We start from the raw sequence: 20610 nt of genomic DNA on the forward strand, positions 1-20610 counted from the left end.
TTTCCCATTCGTCTGTAAAGTAAGCGACAAGACCCGTCTTGATGTTCCCGGCAGTCAATGATGGCGCAGGATTTAAGCAGCAAAAAGCAGGCGAAAATGCACGCTTATATTAGTATTGAGAGGATAGCGTAGAAATAATAACGTTCCTGACCAGACATTGTGCTTTTCGTTATTCACAATCGCCAGAATAATAACCAAGCCTTGTCTTATAACAATGCTTTTAACGTTTAATCAGAATATCACTTTCAGTATCTTATGCTCAGGAGCGTTATAAAAAGTTATGCGTCACTACCTTCGTCGTTTTTTGCTTCTGGTTTTATTTTTATTCGTGATGCCTCCGGCACACAGCGAAGAATATAAGATTCTGATGCGCACCCCCATTGAGGGCATGAGTCGCTTGCCGCTCACCGAAGAGCAGGCAACGCTGCTAAAGCATATGCAAAACTTGACGGTGGGTATCACACGTTATGACGTGCCTCCTTTCGGCATGCGCAACATACGCCATGAATATGAGGGGCTGAGCGCCGACTATCTCGGCCTGGTGTCCTGGCAGCTTAATCTGCCGGTGCAGGTTAAAATGTACGACTCGCAGGAAGAGCTGTGGCAGGCGCTGGCGCGCGGTGATATCGATCTTATCCCCTCTGTCTCCGCCTTTGACGCCAACGACGCATTTGTCTTCTCAACGCCCTATGCCAGCGATAAACCGGTGCTGGGGGCGAACGACCGGGATACCCAGCCTCTCGCGGACGACCTTGCTAACACCGACGTCGCGATGGTCCGGGACTACCTGCCTCTGGCACAGGTGAAAGCGGCCTATCCCAACGCGCGCTTTCGCCTGTTTGACAGCTATCAGGAAGCGCTGAGCGCCGTGGCGTTTGGGCATTCACGCGCCTATCTCGGTAACAGCTATTCGCTGAGCCGAAACTATTTAAACAATATTCATATCGATCGCATCTCGCGGCTGCCCAACCGTGAAGTGGGGTTCGCCCTGAGCCAGAATAACCCGCTGCTTAACCAGTTGATTAACGCGACCATCCGCGCGGTACCCGAAGAGGAAAAGCTGGATCTCTATCGCCGCTGGCAGCCCGATCGGGTCGATATTGCACAGGGAACCAAGTCGCTGGTCTTTACCGACCAGGAGAAAACGTGGATCGCCCGGCATCCGGTGGTGAACGTGCTCATCTACAGCCAGGATAATGCCGCCCCGGTCTCCTTTATCGATAACAAGGGGATGCTGCGCGGGGTAGTGGCGGATCTCTTCTCCGTGGTGTCATTGCGCACCGGCTTGCGCTTTAGCTTTGAGACCGGCAATACCACCGATGATTTGATAGCCCAGGTCAACCACGGGCAGGCTGACATGCTCGCGTCAGTGACGCCGAGCGAGGCGCGCAAGGGTCAGGTCCTCTTCACGCGGCCCTACTTACGCAGCGCGTTTGCTCTTGCCACATCATCCTCACGTAACGACATTAACACGCTGGCCGACCTGCGCGGCAAACGCCTGGCGCTGGTGAAAAACATCGGCGTGGAGCAGCTGGTGCGCGAACGTTACCCGGAGATCAAAATTGTTCACGTGGGCAATGAATCGCAGCTGCTCGCCAGCATCACCAACGGCGATGCCGACGCGGCAATAGGTATTCTGGTGATGACGGATTACCAGATCTACACCAATTTTCAGGACAAGCTGAAGGTGGTTTCGATTGTTGGCGACTCCCCCGCCTGGATCTCCTTTGGCGTTGGCCTGGCAAGCCCGGAACTGCAGAGCATTCTGGATAAAGTCCTGCTGAGTATCTCACCCATTGAGATGGAAAACCTGGCGAACCGCTGGCGACCCAACGAGCTGGTGGTGGTCGACAGCTTCTGGTATCGCTATCGCGAAGTGCTGATTGCCACGGGTGTCTTCAGCGCCGTTCTGGTGCTATTAGCGCTGGGATGGGCGCTCTATTTACGTCGGCAGATTGTGCGTAAAGCGGCGCTGCGCAGGCAACTGAACGAGCAGCTCACCCAGCTGCGCGAGATGCTGACCGAACGTGAATCGCTGCTGGCGGAACTGAGCGAGGCGAAAGATCGCGCCGAAGACTCTAACCGGGCAAAATCGGTGTTCCTGTCAACCATGAGCCATGAGATCCGCACCCCGATGAACGCCATTATCGGCATGCTGGACATCGTTCTGAAAAAAGGGCGCAAGGGCGAGCACGATCTTCAGGCGCTGGAAGTCGCCTACGACTCGGCAGAGGGTCTGGTGGGGTTGATTGGCGATATCCTGGATATCTCCCGTATCGAGGGAGGGCATCTCGATTTTAACCCGGAACCCGTGCAGTTCGGCAAACTCATCGACAACATGATGCGGGTGTTCCAGGGCGTGGCGATAGAAAAAAATATCCAGTTGAATAAGGTCTTCCCGACAGAGGCGCTGTATGAGGTCTATGCCGACCCGTTGCGTATTAAGCAGGTGCTCTCCAACCTGCTCAGCAACGCCATCAAGTTTACCGACCGCGGCAGCGTGACGCTGACCTTATCGCAGCGTGTGGAGCCCGGCACCGATAACATCCAGTTTGTCATTGAGGTGCAGGACAGCGGTATCGGTATTGATGCCAGCCAGCAGGCCGCACTCTTTAAGCCATTCAGCCAGGCGGACAATCGTCGGGCGGGCACCGGCCTTGGGTTATATATCAGCCGAACCATCTGTGAAAGCATGAATGGCACGCTCACGCTCGCCAGCGAAAAGCATGTCGGTACCACCGTCAGGGCGACCTTCTCCCTGCCTAAAGTTACCCGTGCCGTTACGCCGCCTGCCCAGCCTGATGCGGAAGATGAAAAGTTACCGGCGCTTAACGTGCTGGTGGTGGATGACAATCCCGCAAACCGCATCCTGTTGGCCAAACAGCTGGCCTGGCTGGGGCAGCACGCGCATCTGGCTTCCGGTGGCGATGAGGCCCTCAAAATCTGGGCCGATACTGCCTTTGATGTGGTTATCACCGACTGCAATATGCCGGGCATCAACGGTTATCAGCTAACGGGCATGATGCGTAACGCTGAGCGTGAGCAGGGCCGGACACCGGCATGGATTATTGGTTTTACCGCCAATGCGATGCATGAGATTAAGGAACGGTGTTTGCAGGCGGGAATGAACGATTGTCTGTTTAAGCCGTGCTCTATTAGCGATCTGGCGACGGCGCTGCGTAACAGTACTTCTTGCCGGGTGGCGCCGCGCTGAGCTGGCCTACAATCGACAATAATATCAATTAATTGAACGATTTATTGTAGGCCCGTGCAAGCGTAGCGCCGCCGGACAACACTCACAGCAGTTGGTCGTGCCAGAGGAACAGTTCCGGGTCGGTCTTCACGCCCAGCTTTTTCATTGCGGATTTCTTCTGGCCGCTAACCGTTTTGCGGCTCCGGCTGAACTTCTCAGAAATTTGCAGCACCGACATACCGGAAAGGAAAAGGCGTAACACCTCCAGTTCCCGGGCAGAAAGCTGGTCCAGACGGCCAATGCCGTCAATTACATGCTGTTCATCTTCAGCGTCACCGGATGCAGATGGCTCGGAGATAAGATAAAACTCCTTCTCCATGCTTTCGGAAAGGCAGATATGCCCAGCCGCCACGCGGCGCACGGCATCCACCACTTCCGAGGCGTCACGGCTTTTGCCGATATGCCCGCGCACGCCTGCCTTCAGCGCCATACGAACAATGGCGGTATTTTCCAGCGTCGATGAGATCAAAATTTTCAGCCAGGGAAAATTGCTCATTAACTGCTTAATCATCGGCAATCCGTCAATGTCTTCATCCCCGAGCAAATAGTCGAGGATAAGCACATCAATCCGGTTGGTACGTAAAAAGTTAATCAGATCAATGCGGCTGGCAAAGCTGCCCTTCAGTTCGAAATCCGGCTCCTGGCTGAAAATAATTTCCAGCCCTTTGCGGACAATCGGATGATCGTCGAGTAAGGCGATATAAATTTTCTTTCCTGAATACTGATTCATCTGCACTCTCTTTCTGTGCCTGCTGTGTGGGTCATTATAAAAATGGCTGATTACTGCTTTCTCAGCCACTGCAATAATGTTCCCGCACTGGCATAACTACGAAAAATAGCAGCGTAAGCGTCAAAGCGGTTGGTGGCTTCTGCAACCTGGTTACCGTAATAATCACTTTCTGCACTCAGCACATCCAGCAGGGTTCGTCTGCCAAGGTGGTACCATTGATCGAAGAAATCATGGCGAATGCGATCGGATTCAAAGGCTAAGTCATGGTACAACTCAGCGCGTTCCAGCATGCTGCGGGCGTCCTGATCCGCCGCGCGCACGCGGTTATCCAAATCGCGTAACTGTTTTTCTATGGTTTCTCTGCTGGCGTCCGCACGACGCGCGGCAGAGAGTGCAGCGGCTCGCTGAGAACCGCCGCGGAAAATCGGCCAGCTCACGTTCACACCCGTCTCCCAGGACTGTTCACGCCCCAGTTCGTCACGCCCGGTGCTTTTGCCCACGTTCCAGGTCACTGTCGGGTAAGAGGCCGAGCGCGCGACATCCGCATCCGCCAGCGCCGACGCGGTCTCCGCCTGAGCCTGGCGAATCGTCGGATGCGTGTCGATGGCCGAAAGCTGTGTCGTCAGTTCACCCGGTTTCAGGTTCCAGGTCGTCGCCGTAGGCAGGGGTACTTTTTTGTCCCCCAGCAGGCGGTTAAGGGTAATTTCAGTATCTCGCGCACGTGAGACGGCCGTGTCCAGAGATGATTGCGCCTGAAGCAAGCGCCCCCGAGCCTGCGTCAGCTCGCTGCGGCGCCCCTGATCGACCTTCACGATCCCGTCCAGCATGTTGACCAGCTCATTCATGCGGGCCACATACTTTTGGCTCAGGCTGATGATCTGGCGCTGCTTGCTCAGTTCGATGAGCGCGCTGCTGACCTGCCAGGCGATCTCTTCCGCCTGGGCATCGACGTTATTTTTCGCCGCGTCATGCAGGGCTTCACGGCTTTTGATGGTGTTACTGGTGCGGCCAAAATCGAGCAGTGTGGTCGCCATATTCACGGTGACCGCCGGTCGGCTGTCGCTGTAGCGACGCTCACCACCACCAAACTGATAACTTTTGGAACGGGTGCCGACATCAATCTGCGGCCAGCGCTGGCCTTTCGCTTCGTCAACATTCGCTTCTGCCGCTTCCGTATTGTAATTTGCGCCGCGCACTTCGGGGCTGATACTGAGCGCGGTATTCACCGCATCATTAAACAGGGCGCGAATTTCCCTTTCGCTGGGCGTGCGGGCCGTATTATCACGTTTCGGCGCGGCGGCCGCGTGTGTCACCGGCGCCTGCTCCACTAACGGCGCAGCGGGTGCGGGCGGTGTCGAGGCCATCACCATGCGAGATTTTACCGCAGGGTCTACAGGCGCAAAGGCTAATAAGCCATCGCTATTGGCGGTACTTTTAGCCGATGCCAGGCAAGCCGCGGCCGTTAACAGCGCCGCCAGGCGGCGCTGCATAAAAATAGAGTTACTTTTCATATTAACGCTCGCGGAACGCTTCCTTCGCTTTGAAGATAGGTTTCAACAGGTAATCGAGAATGGTTTTTTCACCGGTGCGGATTTCAACCGTGGCAATCATGCCGGGAATGATAGGCAGAGATTTACCGCCCGCATTCAGCGTGCTGCTGTCAGTTAATACCATCACCCGGTAATAGGTGTCGTCAGGGCGGCCAGCGGCGGCTTTGGCGTCATCCTTCAGCGTATCCGGGCTGACCAGAGACACGTGCCCTTTCAGGCCACCGTAGATGCCGAAATCGTATGCGGTGATTTTCACCATTGCCGGTAATCCGGCATGCAGGAAGGCGACGTCAGACGGTTTGATTTTCCCTTCAACCAGCAGCTGGTCTTCCAGCGGCACGATTTCCATAATGTGTTCACCGGGCTGGATAACGCCGCCGATGGTGGTGACACGCACGTTTTTCACGGTGCCTTTTACCAGCGCGGAGATGGTTGTCCGGCTCACCACGTCGGCACGTCCTGTCAGGCTCTCTTCGGCCTGCACCAGATCCAGCTCCTGGCGAATCAGCTCGGCGTTGGCATCCGCCTGATAGCGGTTACGACGCTCGACAATTTGCGATTGCAGGTCATTCGCCTGACGACGCATACGCAGCAGCTCCACTTCTGAGAGCAGGCCGCGCGCGGCCAGCGGCTCGGACATGGCAATTTCGTTTTGCGCCAGGCGGTAGCTTTTCTCGAGCGAGGCCACCCCTTCTTCCAGCGCCTGTTTGCGGCTGTTGTAGGCGCGGGTTTCCAGGTCCACTTCGGAAGGGTACTGTTTCACCCGGTCGCTAAACGTCAGCGGCAGGCCGTAGGCCTCTGCACGCAGGCGGTTAACGGTCGCTTCCAGCGCCACCACTTTACGCAGCGTCTCCTGATAGCTGGACTGGGCGCGGGTCGGGTCTATTTTCAGCAGTACCTGCCCCGGCTCAACAATGTCGCCCTCACGGACGTTCAGCTCTTCGAGAATCCCGCCCTCCAGGCTCTGGATAATTTGCTCGCGGCTTTTCGAGACGATTTTCGCGTCGCCTTTGGTGATCTCTTCCACCTTGGCGAAATGCGCCCAGGTTAAAAACCCGACGAACACCACCAGAATCAGCCATAGCACCAGGCGCGACTTTGGCGTGGTCTGGGAGAATAGCGCTTCCTGGATATCGCTCATCCAGGCGGCATCACGCGCGGATAATGCCTTGCTGTTGTTACGTTTTAAGAATTTCATGCGCTGGCCTCCACGGGCTGTTTTCCTGTAGCGGCTTTTGCAGGGGTACTGTCGTTTGCGGGTGCGCCGTTAAGAGCGGCCAGCACCTGCTGTTTAGGACCATCGGCCACAATTTTGCCGTCATCAATAATGACCATGCGATCGACCAGCGCCAGAAGCGACGGGCGATGGGTAACCACCACCAGCGTGTGTCCGGCGGTCGCGACTTTCAGGTGTTGTAAGAAAAGGGCTTCCGTCTGGGAATCCATCGCGCTGGTCGGTTCATCCAGCAGCAAGAGATTCGGTTTCGCCAGCAGCGTACGCGCCAGTGATACCAGCTGACGCTGGCCGCCGGACAAACTGTTGCCCTGCTCGCCAACAGGCATGTGGATACCGCGCGGGTGACGCGCCGCAATCTGATCCAGCCCCGTCAGACGCAGCACGTGCAGGAATTCATCAGAGGAGGCGTTCTGACGGCCAATCATAATGTTTTCACGCAGGGTGCCGTAAAAGAGGCGCGCTTCCTGGCCGACAAAGCCCACATTATTACGCCAGTCGGAGGGCTCAATCTGGTTCACATCCAGACCGCTGCTGAAGAGCTGCCCTTTCACCGGGGTGTAAAGGCGCGCGATGATGCGCAGCAGGGTCGATTTACCGCTGCCAATTTTGCCGACAATCGCCACGCGCTCGCCCGGCTTGATCGTCAGGTTGACCCCTTTGAGGATCTCCGGGTTTGGCTGCATCGGCGGCGCCGGATAGGAGAAGGTCACGCCTTTCAGCTCAATATCGCCATTCAGCTCAGGCTGTTTGATGTAATCAATGTCGCTGCTGCGATCGGTCGGGTGTTCCATCAGCCTGTTCAGCGAGCCCAGCGCGGCTTTCGCTTGCTGATAACGCACGGCTAAACCAATCACCTGGCTTAATGGCGCGGTCACGCGACCCGCCAGCATCACGGTACCGATCAGCGCACCCTGGGTCAGGTTACCGGCATCGATCAGGTATACACCGGTGACGATCAGCATCACCGTCTGCAGCTGCTGCAGGAAACTCACCGAGTTCATCGCCAGCGTCGAATAATGTTTTGACGCCGCCGCGCTGGAAGATTGCATAGCGCTGAATTTCTGCCAGCGGCTCTGCATCCAGGATTCACCGCCGACCGATTTCAGGGTTTCCATGCCTTCAATGGATTCAATCAGTACGCCCTGCTTTAACGAGGCTTCCTGCAGGCTGGCTTTCATTACCTTCGCCAGCGGCGACTGGATAAGCAGGCTGACGATCAGGATCATCGGCAACATCAGCATTGGGATAAAGGCCAGCGAACCGCCGATGGCAAAAATAATGCCGATAAACAGCAGCACAAAAGGTAAGTCGGCAATGGCCGCCAGGGTGGCTGATGAGACGAAGTCACGCACGGATTCAAACTCGCGCAGCTGGTTGGCAAACGAGCCGGAGGAGGCCGGTTTATGCTCCATTTTGACCGCCAGCGACTGACGGAACAGAACGCTGCCGACAATCAAATCCGCTTTCTTGCCGGCGGTGTCGAGCAGATGCGCCCGCACGGTACGGGTAATGGCCTCAAAGACCATCGCCACCAGTACGCCAGCTGCCAGCGACCAGAGCGTCGTAAAGGCCTGGTTAGGGATAACGCGGTCATACACGTTCATGGTGAAGAATACCGTTGCCAGCGCGAGCACGTTGACCAGCACCGACGCCAGCGCCGCGCTGCGGTAGTAGCTGCGATAGCGCCACAGGGTACTGAACAGCCAGTGACCTTTTGGTTGCGGCGGCGCGATATCGCTGACCCGGCTGTCAATGCGCGCAGTTGGTTTCGCCGCAATGGCATAACCGACATACAGCTCGCTGAGCGCCTCATGGTTCAGCTCAACCGGCTCGTCGCCCACTTCCGGCATGATCAGGGAGTAGAACAGATCCCATTTATCGTCGGCATTTTTACGACGCTCGCGCGCAAGCAGCACCATGCCGCCCGCACCTTTGCGCAGCAGAATCATGGGGAAAACCTGCTCGGGCAGTTCCGCACTATTACGCTTGATGAGCCCCCCGGTGATACCGGCATTTTTAAGCGCATCAAGCGCTAAAGAGGGTGAGAGAGTTTGTTCAACAGGCAGACCAGCCAGCAAGACATCGTCGCTCTTACCCAGACCATAATGATCGGACAGCCAGGCAATGCTTCTGAGCAGAGTGTCGTCATTGAGTCGGGTATCACGGGCGATAGTGTGCAGCTGTTCCTCCTGGGTATTGGCCATTGAGGATTCCATATTTCGCGTGTTCCTGGTTGTTAAAAGACAGTAAAATCAAAAAGATAAAAAGACTTTTTGAGATGAATTAGGAATATTCTGTCACGCGGAATGGTCTTGCCTTAATGAGACCTGTCTCAATGGAACTGGTTATTTTTTGTCACGAAACAGGTTTTAGAGAGGAAACAGGGGGAAAAGATGGTGCCCTCCCGTTACGGGAAGGCAGGGTTTAGCGATTATTTCTGCGCAGGAGCAGTCACGTTCTGATCGCCGCTTACGCGTACCACAACACGGCGGTTAGGCGACAGACAGGAGATCAACGCGCTCTTGTTCGAGGCGTCACAGTCATTGACTACAGGCTCATTGCTGCCCACGCTGGTCGCCGTCATCAGGCGAGCCGGAAGACCGTTTTCAGCCAGCATGGTGCGGACAGTCTGCGCGCGCTTCAGGCCAAGCGCATAGTTGCTACGATCGCTGCCGATGGCGTCCGTGTGGCCGATCACTTGGATCTGTTTCAGTTCAACGTTTTCACGTTTGATCGTCGCCACCAGATCTTTTACTGCCTCGCGACCCTGAGCGGAAACGCCCTTCTCATTTCCCTTACCGAAGCGGAACATCACATCGCCCGAGAGGGTGTAATCTTTGTACTGTGGCGCAAGGTTCTTACAGGCCTCTACGCTTGAGGCACGGGACAGCACGTGCGTCTGCTCACGCAGACCAGCGAGATCCTTTTCCGCCTGCTCGCGCGTACGGGCTTCCGGCACCGCATTCATGGTTGAGCTGACGCGCACGAAATAGGTCTGGCCGCCGCTCATCTCGACGTTGTAGCCCTGCTCTTTGCCGCGATACTGCGGTGCATCATTCTGGTACGCGCCCAGATTATGCTTGCCCGGCGCCAGACAGAAAACGGTATAGCCGCCCGGCAGCAGTGCGTCGTGGAATTCGTTATCGACATAAATATGCGCTGCGCCACCTGCGGTGTTGCTGGCATCACGGTAGTAAACCACCTGCGTCTGCGTCTGGCCGACGGGAGCGACAGGCTGATAGGTCTTACCAAAATTCTCCGCCGCCAGCGCCGGGTGGATAACAAATGCGGAGGTAGTAAACAGCGCCGCGAATAAAGAGGTCTTGAAAAAAGTCATAAATCCTCCACAGGCCCCCTCCCGGGGGCCTGGAAAAGTTTTAGTTAGTGATTATTCACGTTGACGGTGACGCCGTTCTGCACCAGCAGTTCAACATCAAGGTTTTCCACCTGGTAAACCTGATATTCCACGCCGGAAACTTTAACGTTGCCTGCATTGGTCCAGTTACCCGGATCGCTGTTGTCTGGCAGCAGATCGCTCAGGTTCACAACATCACCTTTGTTACCCTGAACCATCATCTGTTTATTGCCATCGGCGATAAACAGATCTTTCTCAGCGTGAGTCAGCACGTCGTTCAGACTGATATTCAGCTTGTCCTGCTTGCTGTTGGTCAGATCAATGGTCTTGTGCTGGAGGTTATCCAGATTGATCTCATGACCGTTCAGCGTGCTGACGGCATGGGTGTTGTCGTCATGCTGCTCTTCCGTGCTCATCATCATGCTTCTGGAGGCAGTGCGGGTGGTGTTAACCGTCCAGCGAACATCATCAATCATGTACTGATCGGTGTTGATGGTATTACCACCGCCCGACAGACCACTGCTGGCCCCACGCCCCATATGGAAGACAATATTGCCAATCTCGCGTCCCGCTGGTGCGGTGGCGGAGAAGGTCGCTTCCCCAGAAGGCAGATACCCGGATGAAATCACCTTGCCTGCAGTATCGTAGACAATGAAGGTGGATTTCACGACACTCGATTGAATTGAGTCGTTTGCACCGGAAAGCTTCATGCTTACCGCATTCACACCATCAAAATGCATGGTGATATCACCGGTCAGTGCCAGTTTACGGCTATTCCCTACACCCCACTGATAAATTGAACCACCGTAACCCGGATAATAGTTATCGCTTAACGTAAATTTCAGACCACTCGCCAGTGTAACCAGCCCCTTCCCATAGCTCTGTGGGGTCAGCGCATTAAAGTCCTCAAAGCCACTTGTTTTCGGTGAGATTACCGTCAGGCTACGGGAAACACCCGCACTCCTGTTACCCGCCTGATCAATCGAGAAGACGCTAAAGGTATGGTTACCCAGCGGCAGTGCAGACGGTGTAAAGCTCCAGCTACCCGTCGCCGAGGCGGTGGTCGAGTAGGTGCCACCATTCACGGCGATATAGACCGTACTGCCTGCCTCCGCCGTACCGTTCAACGTTGGCGTGCTGTCATCCGTTTTACCCAGGTTGGCAACATTGCCGGTTTCATTCCCGACGTTATCCATCACGCTGGTAATGGTCGGTGCTGCGTTAACCGTATCAACCACTACATAGTGCTGGTTACCCAGAGCACTCTTGTTGCCCGCCAGGTCAGTCTGATTAGCACGGAAATACCAGGTTCCATCCTGCAATGCCTTCGGAATTTCCAGGCTCCAGGTACCGTCCGCTTTGGCGGTGGTGGTGTAAACGAGGTTTGTACCGCTCGTCCACCCCTGACTACCCAGCGCCAGCACGATTTCGATCTTCGCGCCCGCTTCCGCACCGTTACCGGTGATGGTCGGACGGTTGTCGTTAGTACGATCTCCGTCAACCAGGTTACCGACTTTACCGCCCGCCACGTTATCAGTAATAACCGTTACGTTCGGCGCGGCAGCCACGGTATCGACAACAACATAGTGCTGGTTCCCCAGAGCGCTCTTGTTGCCCGCCAGGTCAGTCTGATTAGCACGGAAGTACCAGGTGCCATCCTGCAATGCCTTCGGAATTTCAAGGCTCCAGGTACCATCGGCTTTGGCCGTGGTGGTGTAGACGAGGTTTGTACCGCTCGTCCATCCCTGGTTACCCAGCGCCAGCACGATCTCAATCTTCGCACCCGCTTCGGCACCATTACCGGTAATGGTCGGACGGTTATCGTTAGTACGATCTCCGTCAACCAGGTTACCGACTTTACCGCCGGTCACGTTATCAGAGATAACCGTTACGTTCGGTGCGGCCACCACGGTATCCACGGTAATCGCGAAGTTGGTGGAGTTCTCCGAACGGTTCCCGGCTTTATCAACAGAGTAAGCCTGGAAGTTATACGTCTGGTTATAGTTGGTGGTCAGCGGGAAAGACCATTGTCCATTCGCACCCGCCGTGGTTGAACCATGCACCCCACCGTTTGCCGGGTTGATGATATACACCACGCTGCCCGCTTCCGCCGTGCCGCGTAAATCCAGCGTTCTGTCGTTGGTTACGCCACCGTTACCCACCAGACCGTTATACACACCGCCCTGAACGTCATCCCAGGAGCCGGTAATGACAGGTGCGTTATTGACCGTATCAACTGTAATCGAGAACTTCGCAGAGTCCACTGAACGGTTGCCCGCCGGATCGACAGAGTACGCATGGAAGTCGTACTGCTGGTTGTAGTTAGTCGTGACAGGGAATGCCCAGTTACCTTTCGCATCCGCCGTCACGGAACCCGCAACAGTGCCATAGTTATCGATCACAATGTAAACAACACTATTTGCTTCCGCCGTGCCGCGTAAATCCAGCGTTCTGTCGTTGGTTACACCGCCATTACCCACCAGACCGTTATATACACCGCCCTGGACATCATCCCAGGAGCCGGTAATAACCGGCGCGTTTGGCGCTTCGGTATCAATGGTCAGGCTCCACGCAGCCGTTGGTGCGCTCTTCACGCCGGTCGGGCTCTGGAATACCGCTGTCAGAGACAGCTCAGTGCCGTTGTTCTGCTGTGGCAGCGTGTAGTTCCAGGTATTTGCTGGCCCTACGGTGACGGAGTCAAGCAGTCGGGTACCGTCGTAGATAAACACCACATCACCTGCCACACCTTTACCGTACAGGGTTGGGGTGGTGTCATCGGTCACGGCCGGGTTCGCCAGATCGCCCTGAACCAGACCCACGTCATCCGCGACGCGATCCAGAGAACCTGTCGGCACACGCGTATCCAGCGTCAGTTCGAACGGTGCGGTTTGTGCACTCTCACCTGCGCCTGCGTCTTCGCTGGCGGTGATCTTATAGGTTGCATCCGCTGTCAGCGCCGGGCTGAGGGTGTACTGCCATGCACCGGTTACGGCGTCAGCGCGCACGCTGTCGATGTATTTGCCATCAACGTACACTTTCACCAGGGCACCCGCCGTCGCATGGCCCACCACTGTTGGGGTCGTGTCGTCAGTGTGGCTACCGCTGCCCAGATTACCGACGAAGTCGCCCTGATCGTCCACAACGTGGCTGATGGAAACACCGTTACGGCTGGTATCCACGATAAAGTGGATAGGGTCAGAAGCCGGACCCACGTTACCTGCTTTGTCTTCGATAGAGACTTTCCAGGTATAGTCGCCATCCGCCAGCGCAGGTGCTGGGGTGTAGCTCCAGTTACCTTTCTCGTCTACCGGTACGCGCACGGTAGTACCGTTACCCAGATCGATAATCGCGGTACCGTTCGCTTCACCCTTACCACGGTAGGTTGGGGTGTTGTCATCGGTGGTGTCGTCATTGGCGATCAGACCCGGCGTGCCGAAGTCGTCCCACAGCTCAATGTCCGTAGGTGCCAGCGGATCAACGGAATCGACAATAATCACCCACTCGCCGGTTTCCGGACCGCGGTTACCGGTTCTGTCTTCGGCCACGGCACGGAAGCGGTGCTCGCCCTGCGGCAGATCAGAATCAAAGTCAATGGTCCAGCGGCCACCCGTTACCACGGCACTGCCGATCGGATCCGGGTTAGTGCCATCGTACAGATAGACCGTGGTGCCATCCTGTGCGGTACCGGTAATGGTCGGGCGTGCGTCGTTCGTGATGCCGCCGTTTTGTACCGTACCCACGTGCGCGTCAACGTCGTCGATCACGTCAGTAATGGCCGGAGCCGTCGGAATACCGCCCGCCAGCAGGTCAAACGAGAACGCATCAGACGGCTCGGAACGCAGCCCCGCTTTGTCCTGCGCCACAACGGTGACATCGTAATGGCCGTTGGCCATGCCCAGTGCTGGCGTCCAGGTCCAGATCCCGGTTGAGGCGTCAGCGGTCACAGAGTCAACGGTTTTCCCGTTCACAATGATAAACACCAGGCTGCCCTTCTCGGCCGTACCGGTAAAGTCCGGGGTGCTGTCGTCCGTAATACCACCGTTAGCGATATTGCCAGTATGCTGACCTGCGTCATCATAAACGGTATCGATCGTCGGTTTTGCCGGCGGCTGCGTGTCGACGATAAAGTCGATCGGATCGGACGGCTCGCTGGCGTTGCCCGCAGGATCGGTGATCACGACTACCGCTTCATGTTCGCCTTCCGGCAGCGGTTTCTCCGGGGTCACTTCCCATTTACCGTCGTCACCGACAATCGCGGTCCCCACGACTTCGTCATCAACAATCAGTTCAACGGTATCGCCAGGCACGGCGCCTTCGCCGCTGAATACCGGCTGCGTGTCATCCGTGGTGTCACCGTTGTGAATAGGGCCGACATCCGGACCCTGGTCGTCCTCGACGTCGCCAATAATCGGTTTGTTTGGTGCTTCAGTATCAATCACCAGCTTCCACGGTGCGGTCGGTGCGCTTTCCACACCGGTCGGGCCACGGAAGACCACGCTGACGTCCAGCGCAGTGCCGTTCGTCTGCTCAGGCAGGATGTATTCCCAGCTGCCGTCAGGGCGAACAGTGACTGAATCAATGATGTCGCTGCCGTTGCGCACGAACACGATATCCCCCGGACGGCCGGTACCGTGCAGGGTTGGGGTGGTGTCATCGGTCACGCCCGGGTTGGCCACATCACCCTTATAACGGCCTTCGTTGTCTTCAATACGATCGAAGGTGCCGGTCGGCACAACGGTATCTACCGTCAACAGGAACGGACGCGTCGGCGCAGGGATTTCACCCGGGCCACTATACTCTCCCGCGGTGATCTCGTAGGTTTTACCCGATTCCAGCGCCGGGTTGATCTCAATCGCCCACTCGCCGGTTGTCGGATCGGCCGTCATTGAACCAACCGGGTTACCGTCCACATACAGCGTTACCAGAGAACCCGGCGTCGCCGTCCCCACGATTACCGGGTTAACGTCATCCGTGCTGCTGCCGCTTGCCAGCGGGTTGGTCAGCGTACCGGTGTTATCTTCAGCGTGGCTGATGGACACCGCATTACCCACCGTATCGATGGTGAAGCTGATTGGCGGGGTAGACGGACCGCGGTTGCCCTGATTGTCTTCCAGAGCGACAGACCAGGTATAAGACCCGTCCGCCAGCGCAGGCGCAGGGGTCCAGCTCCAGATACCTTCTGAACTGACCGGTACGCGAACGCTCTGACCGCCACCGAGGTCGATCACCGCCGTCATGCCCGCCTCACCCTTACCGCTAAAGGTTGGGGTGTTATCTTCGCTCGGATCGCCGTTGTGAATTTCACGGGGGAACTGGTAGTCGTTCCACAGTAAAACGTCACTCGGCAGCGGTGGTAAGGTCGCCATTGCAGCGATATTTTCGGTATTGTTGTTAGAAGTAATGGTCTTTTTCATACAATTTTCCAAATGAATTCTGTTTATGTTTTGGTCTAAAACGTTCTGGAGGCTCCGGTGCAGGAGCCTCACTTTCCTGGCATCAATTAATGGTTCTGTAGCGTGACCGTGACTCCCATCTGAACGAGGATCTCGGTATTCAGGCTATCCATCTGATAAGACTGATACTCCACTCCCCCAACATTCACCGTCCCGCCATCGGTCCAGTTACCCGGGTCCATACCGTTCGGCAGCAGGTCGCTCAGATTCACCGTGTCCCCCGCGTCGCCCTTCACCATCATTTGGTTGAAGTCGTTGTCGTGGAACAGGTTCTGCGTGGCGTTTTCCAGCACATCCCCCGCACTCAGCGTCAGGGTGTTGTTGCCTGTTCCCGTAATGTCGAACACTTCCACTGACTGGACAGGGTGGGTCAGCGCGCTCAGGTCGAGGTGCTGATCCGCCCCCAGCAGCTTCAGCGTGTCGGTGCCTTCTCCACCCTGAATCACCGCACCGGTCAGGCTGGCCACGTCCGCAACCTGATACAGGTTGTCCGCTGCGTCCCCGTACCAGATATCGCCCTGGTTATCCGCCAGGAATTCACCCGGGGTGACGGTTTTCGCCGTTCCGCTCACCACCAGGTTATCGATGCTGAAACCAAACCCGGTGCTTGTTGGTTGCTCCTCGTGGTGGATCTCCATCCGGTAAACCGGTGTATCATCCGGGCTGGTAAACGACACCGGGACGTTACGGTTGCTGAGGAAAGCACTCACCGTCTGCGAACTAATCTCATTGCCGTTGATGTCGTAGAACGTCACCACCGTCGAGGGGCCAGCAAGGCGCGGGTTGAAAACGAAATCGATCGTTTTAGCGCCATACTGGAAATCAACGAACATGCTGCCTGCCATCCCGTTATCTCCTGAGCTACTGTAGAGATACAGACTGTTGGTGCTACCCGTGCCAATGACCTGTTTGTTGAACTCATAATCCGTCGGGCCGGTACCTGGTGTGTGGGAGAAACGCATCCCGTGTACCCACGCTCCCGCGTTAATGTCCGCGAACTCCGTGTCGTCTTCGAAGTTGTTGGTACTGGTAAACGCGCTGGTGCGGTAGCTGGAGCTGTTACCCGCCGCGTCAACAATCGCCGCGCCCACCGGAATATCGGTGTAGCCACCCGCAGGCATGGTCAGGGTCACGTTGCCGTTAGCAATGTCGGCAGCCGTCAGCGTATGGGTCACGGTAACGTCGCCGTTCTTCACCAGCACGGTGTCGCCCTCGACAATCCCGCTGCCTGGCAGCGTTACCGTCACGTCATTACCGCTGCGCACCACGTCGGTCGGTGCATCAGGTGCCACCTGATCCAGCACCACTTTCTGCGAGGATTCGGTGTAGTTCCCGGCGATATCGACCACACGCGTCAGGACAGTCCAGTCAGCACTGTGTCCCTGTCCGTCAACAAACGCCCATTTGTCGCCGTCGACCATCGCTTCAAGCCAGGTGTTCCCGCCGTCAGTGGAGACCAGTACTTTCCCGCCTGCTTCCAGCGGAGCTGAGAGATGACCGCTGACCAGGCTACCGGCTTTACCACTGTTAGTGATGAAGTCGCTGCCGCTGACACCGGAGTCCTGGGTCATCGCATCCACCACCGCGCTGCTTGTCGGCGCGTCGGTATCAATGGTGATTTTCCACTCCGCGGACGGGGCGCTTCTCACGCCGGTCGGACTCTGGAACACCGTCTTCAGGGCCAGTTCCGCGCCGTTGTTCTGTGCAGGCAGTGTAAAGTTCCAGGTGTTGCCCGGGCCTACGGTCACGGAGTCGATCAGCGTGTCACCGTCATAAATAAACACGACATCACCCGCGACGCCGGTCCCGTGCAGAGTTGGCGTGGTGTCATCGGTCACTGCCGGGTTCGCCAGGTCGTCCTGCACCAGACCGACGTCATCCGATACGCTATCGAATGAGCCAACCGGTACGCGGGTATCCAGCGTCAGTTCAAACGGCGCCGTCTGCGCGCTATCACCGGTGCCGGTATTTTCACTGGCGGTGATCTGGTACGTCTTGTCAGTGGTCAGCGCCGGGTTGAAGGTGTATTTCCACGCACCGGTCGCCGGGTCAGCGATCACGGTCTCGACAAAGTTGCCGTCCAGATACACTTTCACTTCGGCACCAGGCGTCGCGCGGCCCACAACGGTTGGTGTCGTGTCATCGGTATGGCTGCCGCTGGCCAGATTGCTCTTCAGTTCGCCTTCATCGTCTTCCACGTGGCTGATAGACACACCGTTGTGGCTGGTGTCCACGGTGAAGTGGATCGGCGCAGACTCTGGTCCAACGTTACCCGCTTTGTCTTCAATCGAGACTTTCCAGGTGTAGTCACCATCCGCCAGGGCCGGTGCCGGGGTGTAGCTCCAGTTACCGCTGCCATCTACCGGCACGCGCACGGTGGTGCCATTACCCAGATCGATGATCGCGGTACCGTTCGCGTCACCCTTACCACGGTAGGTTGGGGTGTTATCGTCGGTGGTACCGTTATCCGCAATAATTCCCGGCGTGCCGAAGTCGTCCCACAGTTCAATGTCCGTAGGTGCCAGCGGTTTAACGGAGTCCACAATAATCATCCACTCGCCGGTTTCCGGGCTGCGGTTGCCCACGGCGTTTTCCGCCACCGCGCGGAAGCGGTGCTCGCCCTGCGAAAGTGCAGTGTCGAAATCAATGGTCCAGGTGCCACCCGTAACCACAGCGCTACCGATTGGCGTCGGGTTAGTGCCGTCATACAGGTAAATGGTCGTCCCGTCCTGACCCGTACCGGTGATGGTCGGTTTGTCATCGTTCGTGATGCCACCCTGCTGTACGGTGCCAACATGGGCATCAACATCATCGATTACGTCCGTGATTGCCGGTGCCGGAGGAATGCCGCCTGCTACCAGCTCAAACGAGAACGCATCGGATGGTTCGGAACGCAGACCCGCTTTGTCTTCGGCAACCACTTTCACATCGTAGTGGCCGTTCGTCAGCGCCGGAGACGGCGTCCAGGTCCACTTACCTGTCGGGTCAGCGGTAACGGAATCCACTTCCTTACCGTTAACAATGATGTGCACCAGGCTATTTTTCTCAGCGGTACCGGTAAAGGCCGGGGTGCTGTCATCGGTGACCTCGCCGTTGGTCAGGTTGCCTGTTTTCAGGCCAGCATCATCAAACACACTATCAATCGTCGGTTTTAACGGCGGCGTGGTGTCTACGATGAAGCCGATCGGATCGGACGGATCGCTGGCGTTACCGACCGGATCAACGATGACGACGACAGCTTCATGATTCCCTTCCGGCAGCGGTTTCTCCGGAGTTACTTCCCACTTGCCGTCATCACCAACAATTGCGGTACCCACAACTTCGTCGTCAATAATCAGACGCACGGTGTCGCCAGGCGTACCCTTGTCGCCACTGAACACCGGCTGGGTATCGTCAGTGGTGTCACCATCATGAATTGGCCCTACGGACGGTCCCTGGTCGTCTTCAACGTCACCAATGACCGGCTTGTCAGGACCTTGCAGATCAACGATAAATTCGAAATCATCAGACGGTTCGCTGGCGTTGCCTTCAGGATCGGTAATCACCACTTTCCCGGTGTGGCGGCCTTCCGGCAACGGTTTCTCAGGGGTCACTGCCCACTTGCCGTCGTCACCGACGATCGCCGTTCCCACCAGTTCATCGTCCACGATCAGTCTGACGGTATCGCCAGGCGTGCCGTTTTCACCGCGGAACGTCGGCTGCGTGTCGTCAGTTGCACCGCCGTTCTGGATTGGCCCAACAACGGTACCCGCGTCATCTTCTACTTCGCCGATGACCGGTTTTTCTGGCGTAACGATAAATTTAAAGTCATCAGACGGTTCGCTGTCGTTCCCGGCCGGATCGGTGATGATCACCTTACCGGTATGGCTGCCTTCCGGCAGAGGGTTTTCCGGCGTCACTTCCCATTTACCGTCTTCACCGACGATCGCCGTGCCGACCACTTCGTCGTCAACGATCAGGCGCACGGTATCGCCAGGCGTGGCACCTTCACCGCGGAAGACCGGCTGTTTATCATCAGTCGCATCGCCGTTTTGGATTGGGCCTGTTTTCGCGCCAACATCGTCTTCCACTTCGCCAATAATCGGCTTAACAGGGGCTTCCAGATCGACGGTGAAATCAAAAGAGTCGCTCGGCGCGCTGGTGCGGCCATCCGGGTCTTTACCGATCAGCACAATGCTGTGGTCGCCGTGCGCCAGCGGGGTTTCCGGCGTCCAGGTCCAGGTGCCGTCAGCGCCGACACGGGTTTCGCCGAGCTTGACGTTGTTTTCCCAGAACTCAACAATATCGCCCGCTTTGCCTGTACCGCTAAATGTTGGCGTGGCGTCATCAGTCACGCCGTTTTGCGGGATCGAGCCGGTTTTGGTGCCGTAATCGTCGTGCACGTCGGTCAGTTCAGGGGTAGCAACAGGTGCAACGGTGCCTTTTTTGTCACCGCCATCGTCACGGTTATGACGAATAATGGCGCCCAGGCCTACCAGCGCACCAATCCCGGCTAACGCACCCAGCGCCAGCAGAGCAGGAGAAAATGCGGTGCCCGCAACGGCCAGACCATCGAGACCTGCAATCGCGCCCGCACCCAGCGCCTGGGCGGAAGATTCACCGTCCAGCAGGAACGCGGCTTTGTGGTCGTCGTCGCCATCGGTGGCGATGTACTCATGCCATTGACCGTCTTCGCCTTTACCGACCAGCTCACCCGGGTTATCGAAATAGTCTTCAATGATCAGCTGTGGCTGATCCTCATCAGTGCCTTCCAGCATGACGAACAGGTCTTTGCCTACGCGTTTCAGCGTAATGTTTTCTGGCGCGACGCCATTTTCCCCTTCAGCAAGAATGTATTTTGCATTCGGGATGGCCTTAATTTTGACAGCACTGCCAACCTTTTCACTGCGCAGAACGTCAGCTTTGACAATCGTATCTTTATCTACGACTGCAATATTTACTGGCTTGAGAGTCATTTTTTAAATTCTCGTGTAAATAATCGATCTGTGTCCGCGCAACGCGCCAGACGCACTTCCATACGGGATACATTCCC

Annotated in this window: 8 protein-coding genes; 1 reads left to right on the plus strand and 7 read right to left on the minus strand. The window is 56.6% G+C overall.

Translation table 11 applies throughout. The features are described from left to right. Positions 1-367: 367 nt before the first annotated feature. Complete coding sequence (locus ACR42C_RS21645; RefSeq protein ID WP_316380216.1) at positions 368-3214, plus strand: transporter substrate-binding domain-containing protein; 2847 nt, start codon at positions 368-370, stop codon at positions 3212-3214. Positions 3215-3296: 82 nt separating this feature from the next. On the opposite strand, the gene ACR42C_RS21650 is transcribed toward ACR42C_RS21645, so the two are convergent. The 7 genes from ACR42C_RS21650 to ACR42C_RS21680 form a co-directional block, all read right to left on the minus strand. Then, positions 3297-3983, minus strand: coding sequence for a response regulator transcription factor (locus tag ACR42C_RS21650; RefSeq protein WP_116342818.1), 687 nt, complete (start codon positions 3981-3983; stop codon positions 3297-3299). 50 nt (positions 3984-4033) lie between these two features. Next, on the minus strand, positions 4034-5494 hold the full coding sequence (locus tag ACR42C_RS21655) for a TolC family protein (RefSeq protein WP_479984547.1): 1461 nt from the start codon (positions 5492-5494) through the stop codon (positions 4034-4036). A gap of 1 nt (position 5495) precedes the next feature. Beyond that, entirely contained in the window at positions 5496-6731 is a 1236-nt protein-coding gene (locus ACR42C_RS21660; RefSeq protein WP_116342823.1) for an HlyD family type I secretion periplasmic adaptor subunit, read from the minus strand. Further along, on the minus strand, positions 6728-8986 hold the full coding sequence (locus ACR42C_RS21665) for a type I secretion system permease/ATPase (protein ID WP_479984548.1): 2259 nt from the start codon (positions 8984-8986) through the stop codon (positions 6728-6730). The genes ACR42C_RS21660 and ACR42C_RS21665 overlap by 4 nt, the downstream gene beginning before the upstream one ends. A 215-nt stretch (positions 8987-9201) precedes the next feature. Next, positions 9202-10107, minus strand: a complete 906-nt coding sequence (locus ACR42C_RS21670; RefSeq protein ID WP_479984549.1) for an OmpA family protein — start codon at positions 10105-10107, stop codon at positions 9202-9204. A gap of 44 nt (positions 10108-10151) precedes the next feature. Beyond that, complete coding sequence (locus tag ACR42C_RS21675; RefSeq protein ID WP_479984550.1) at positions 10152-15539, minus strand: Ig-like domain-containing protein; 5388 nt, start codon at positions 15537-15539, stop codon at positions 10152-10154. A gap of 86 nt (positions 15540-15625) precedes the next feature. Continuing rightward, positions 15626-20533, minus strand: a complete 4908-nt coding sequence (locus ACR42C_RS21680) for an Ig-like domain-containing protein (protein ID WP_479984551.1) — start codon at positions 20531-20533, stop codon at positions 15626-15628. Positions 20534-20610 lie beyond the last annotated feature (77 nt).

It is taken from the genome of Enterobacter sp. MG-EB028 (genome assembly GCF_056673305.1).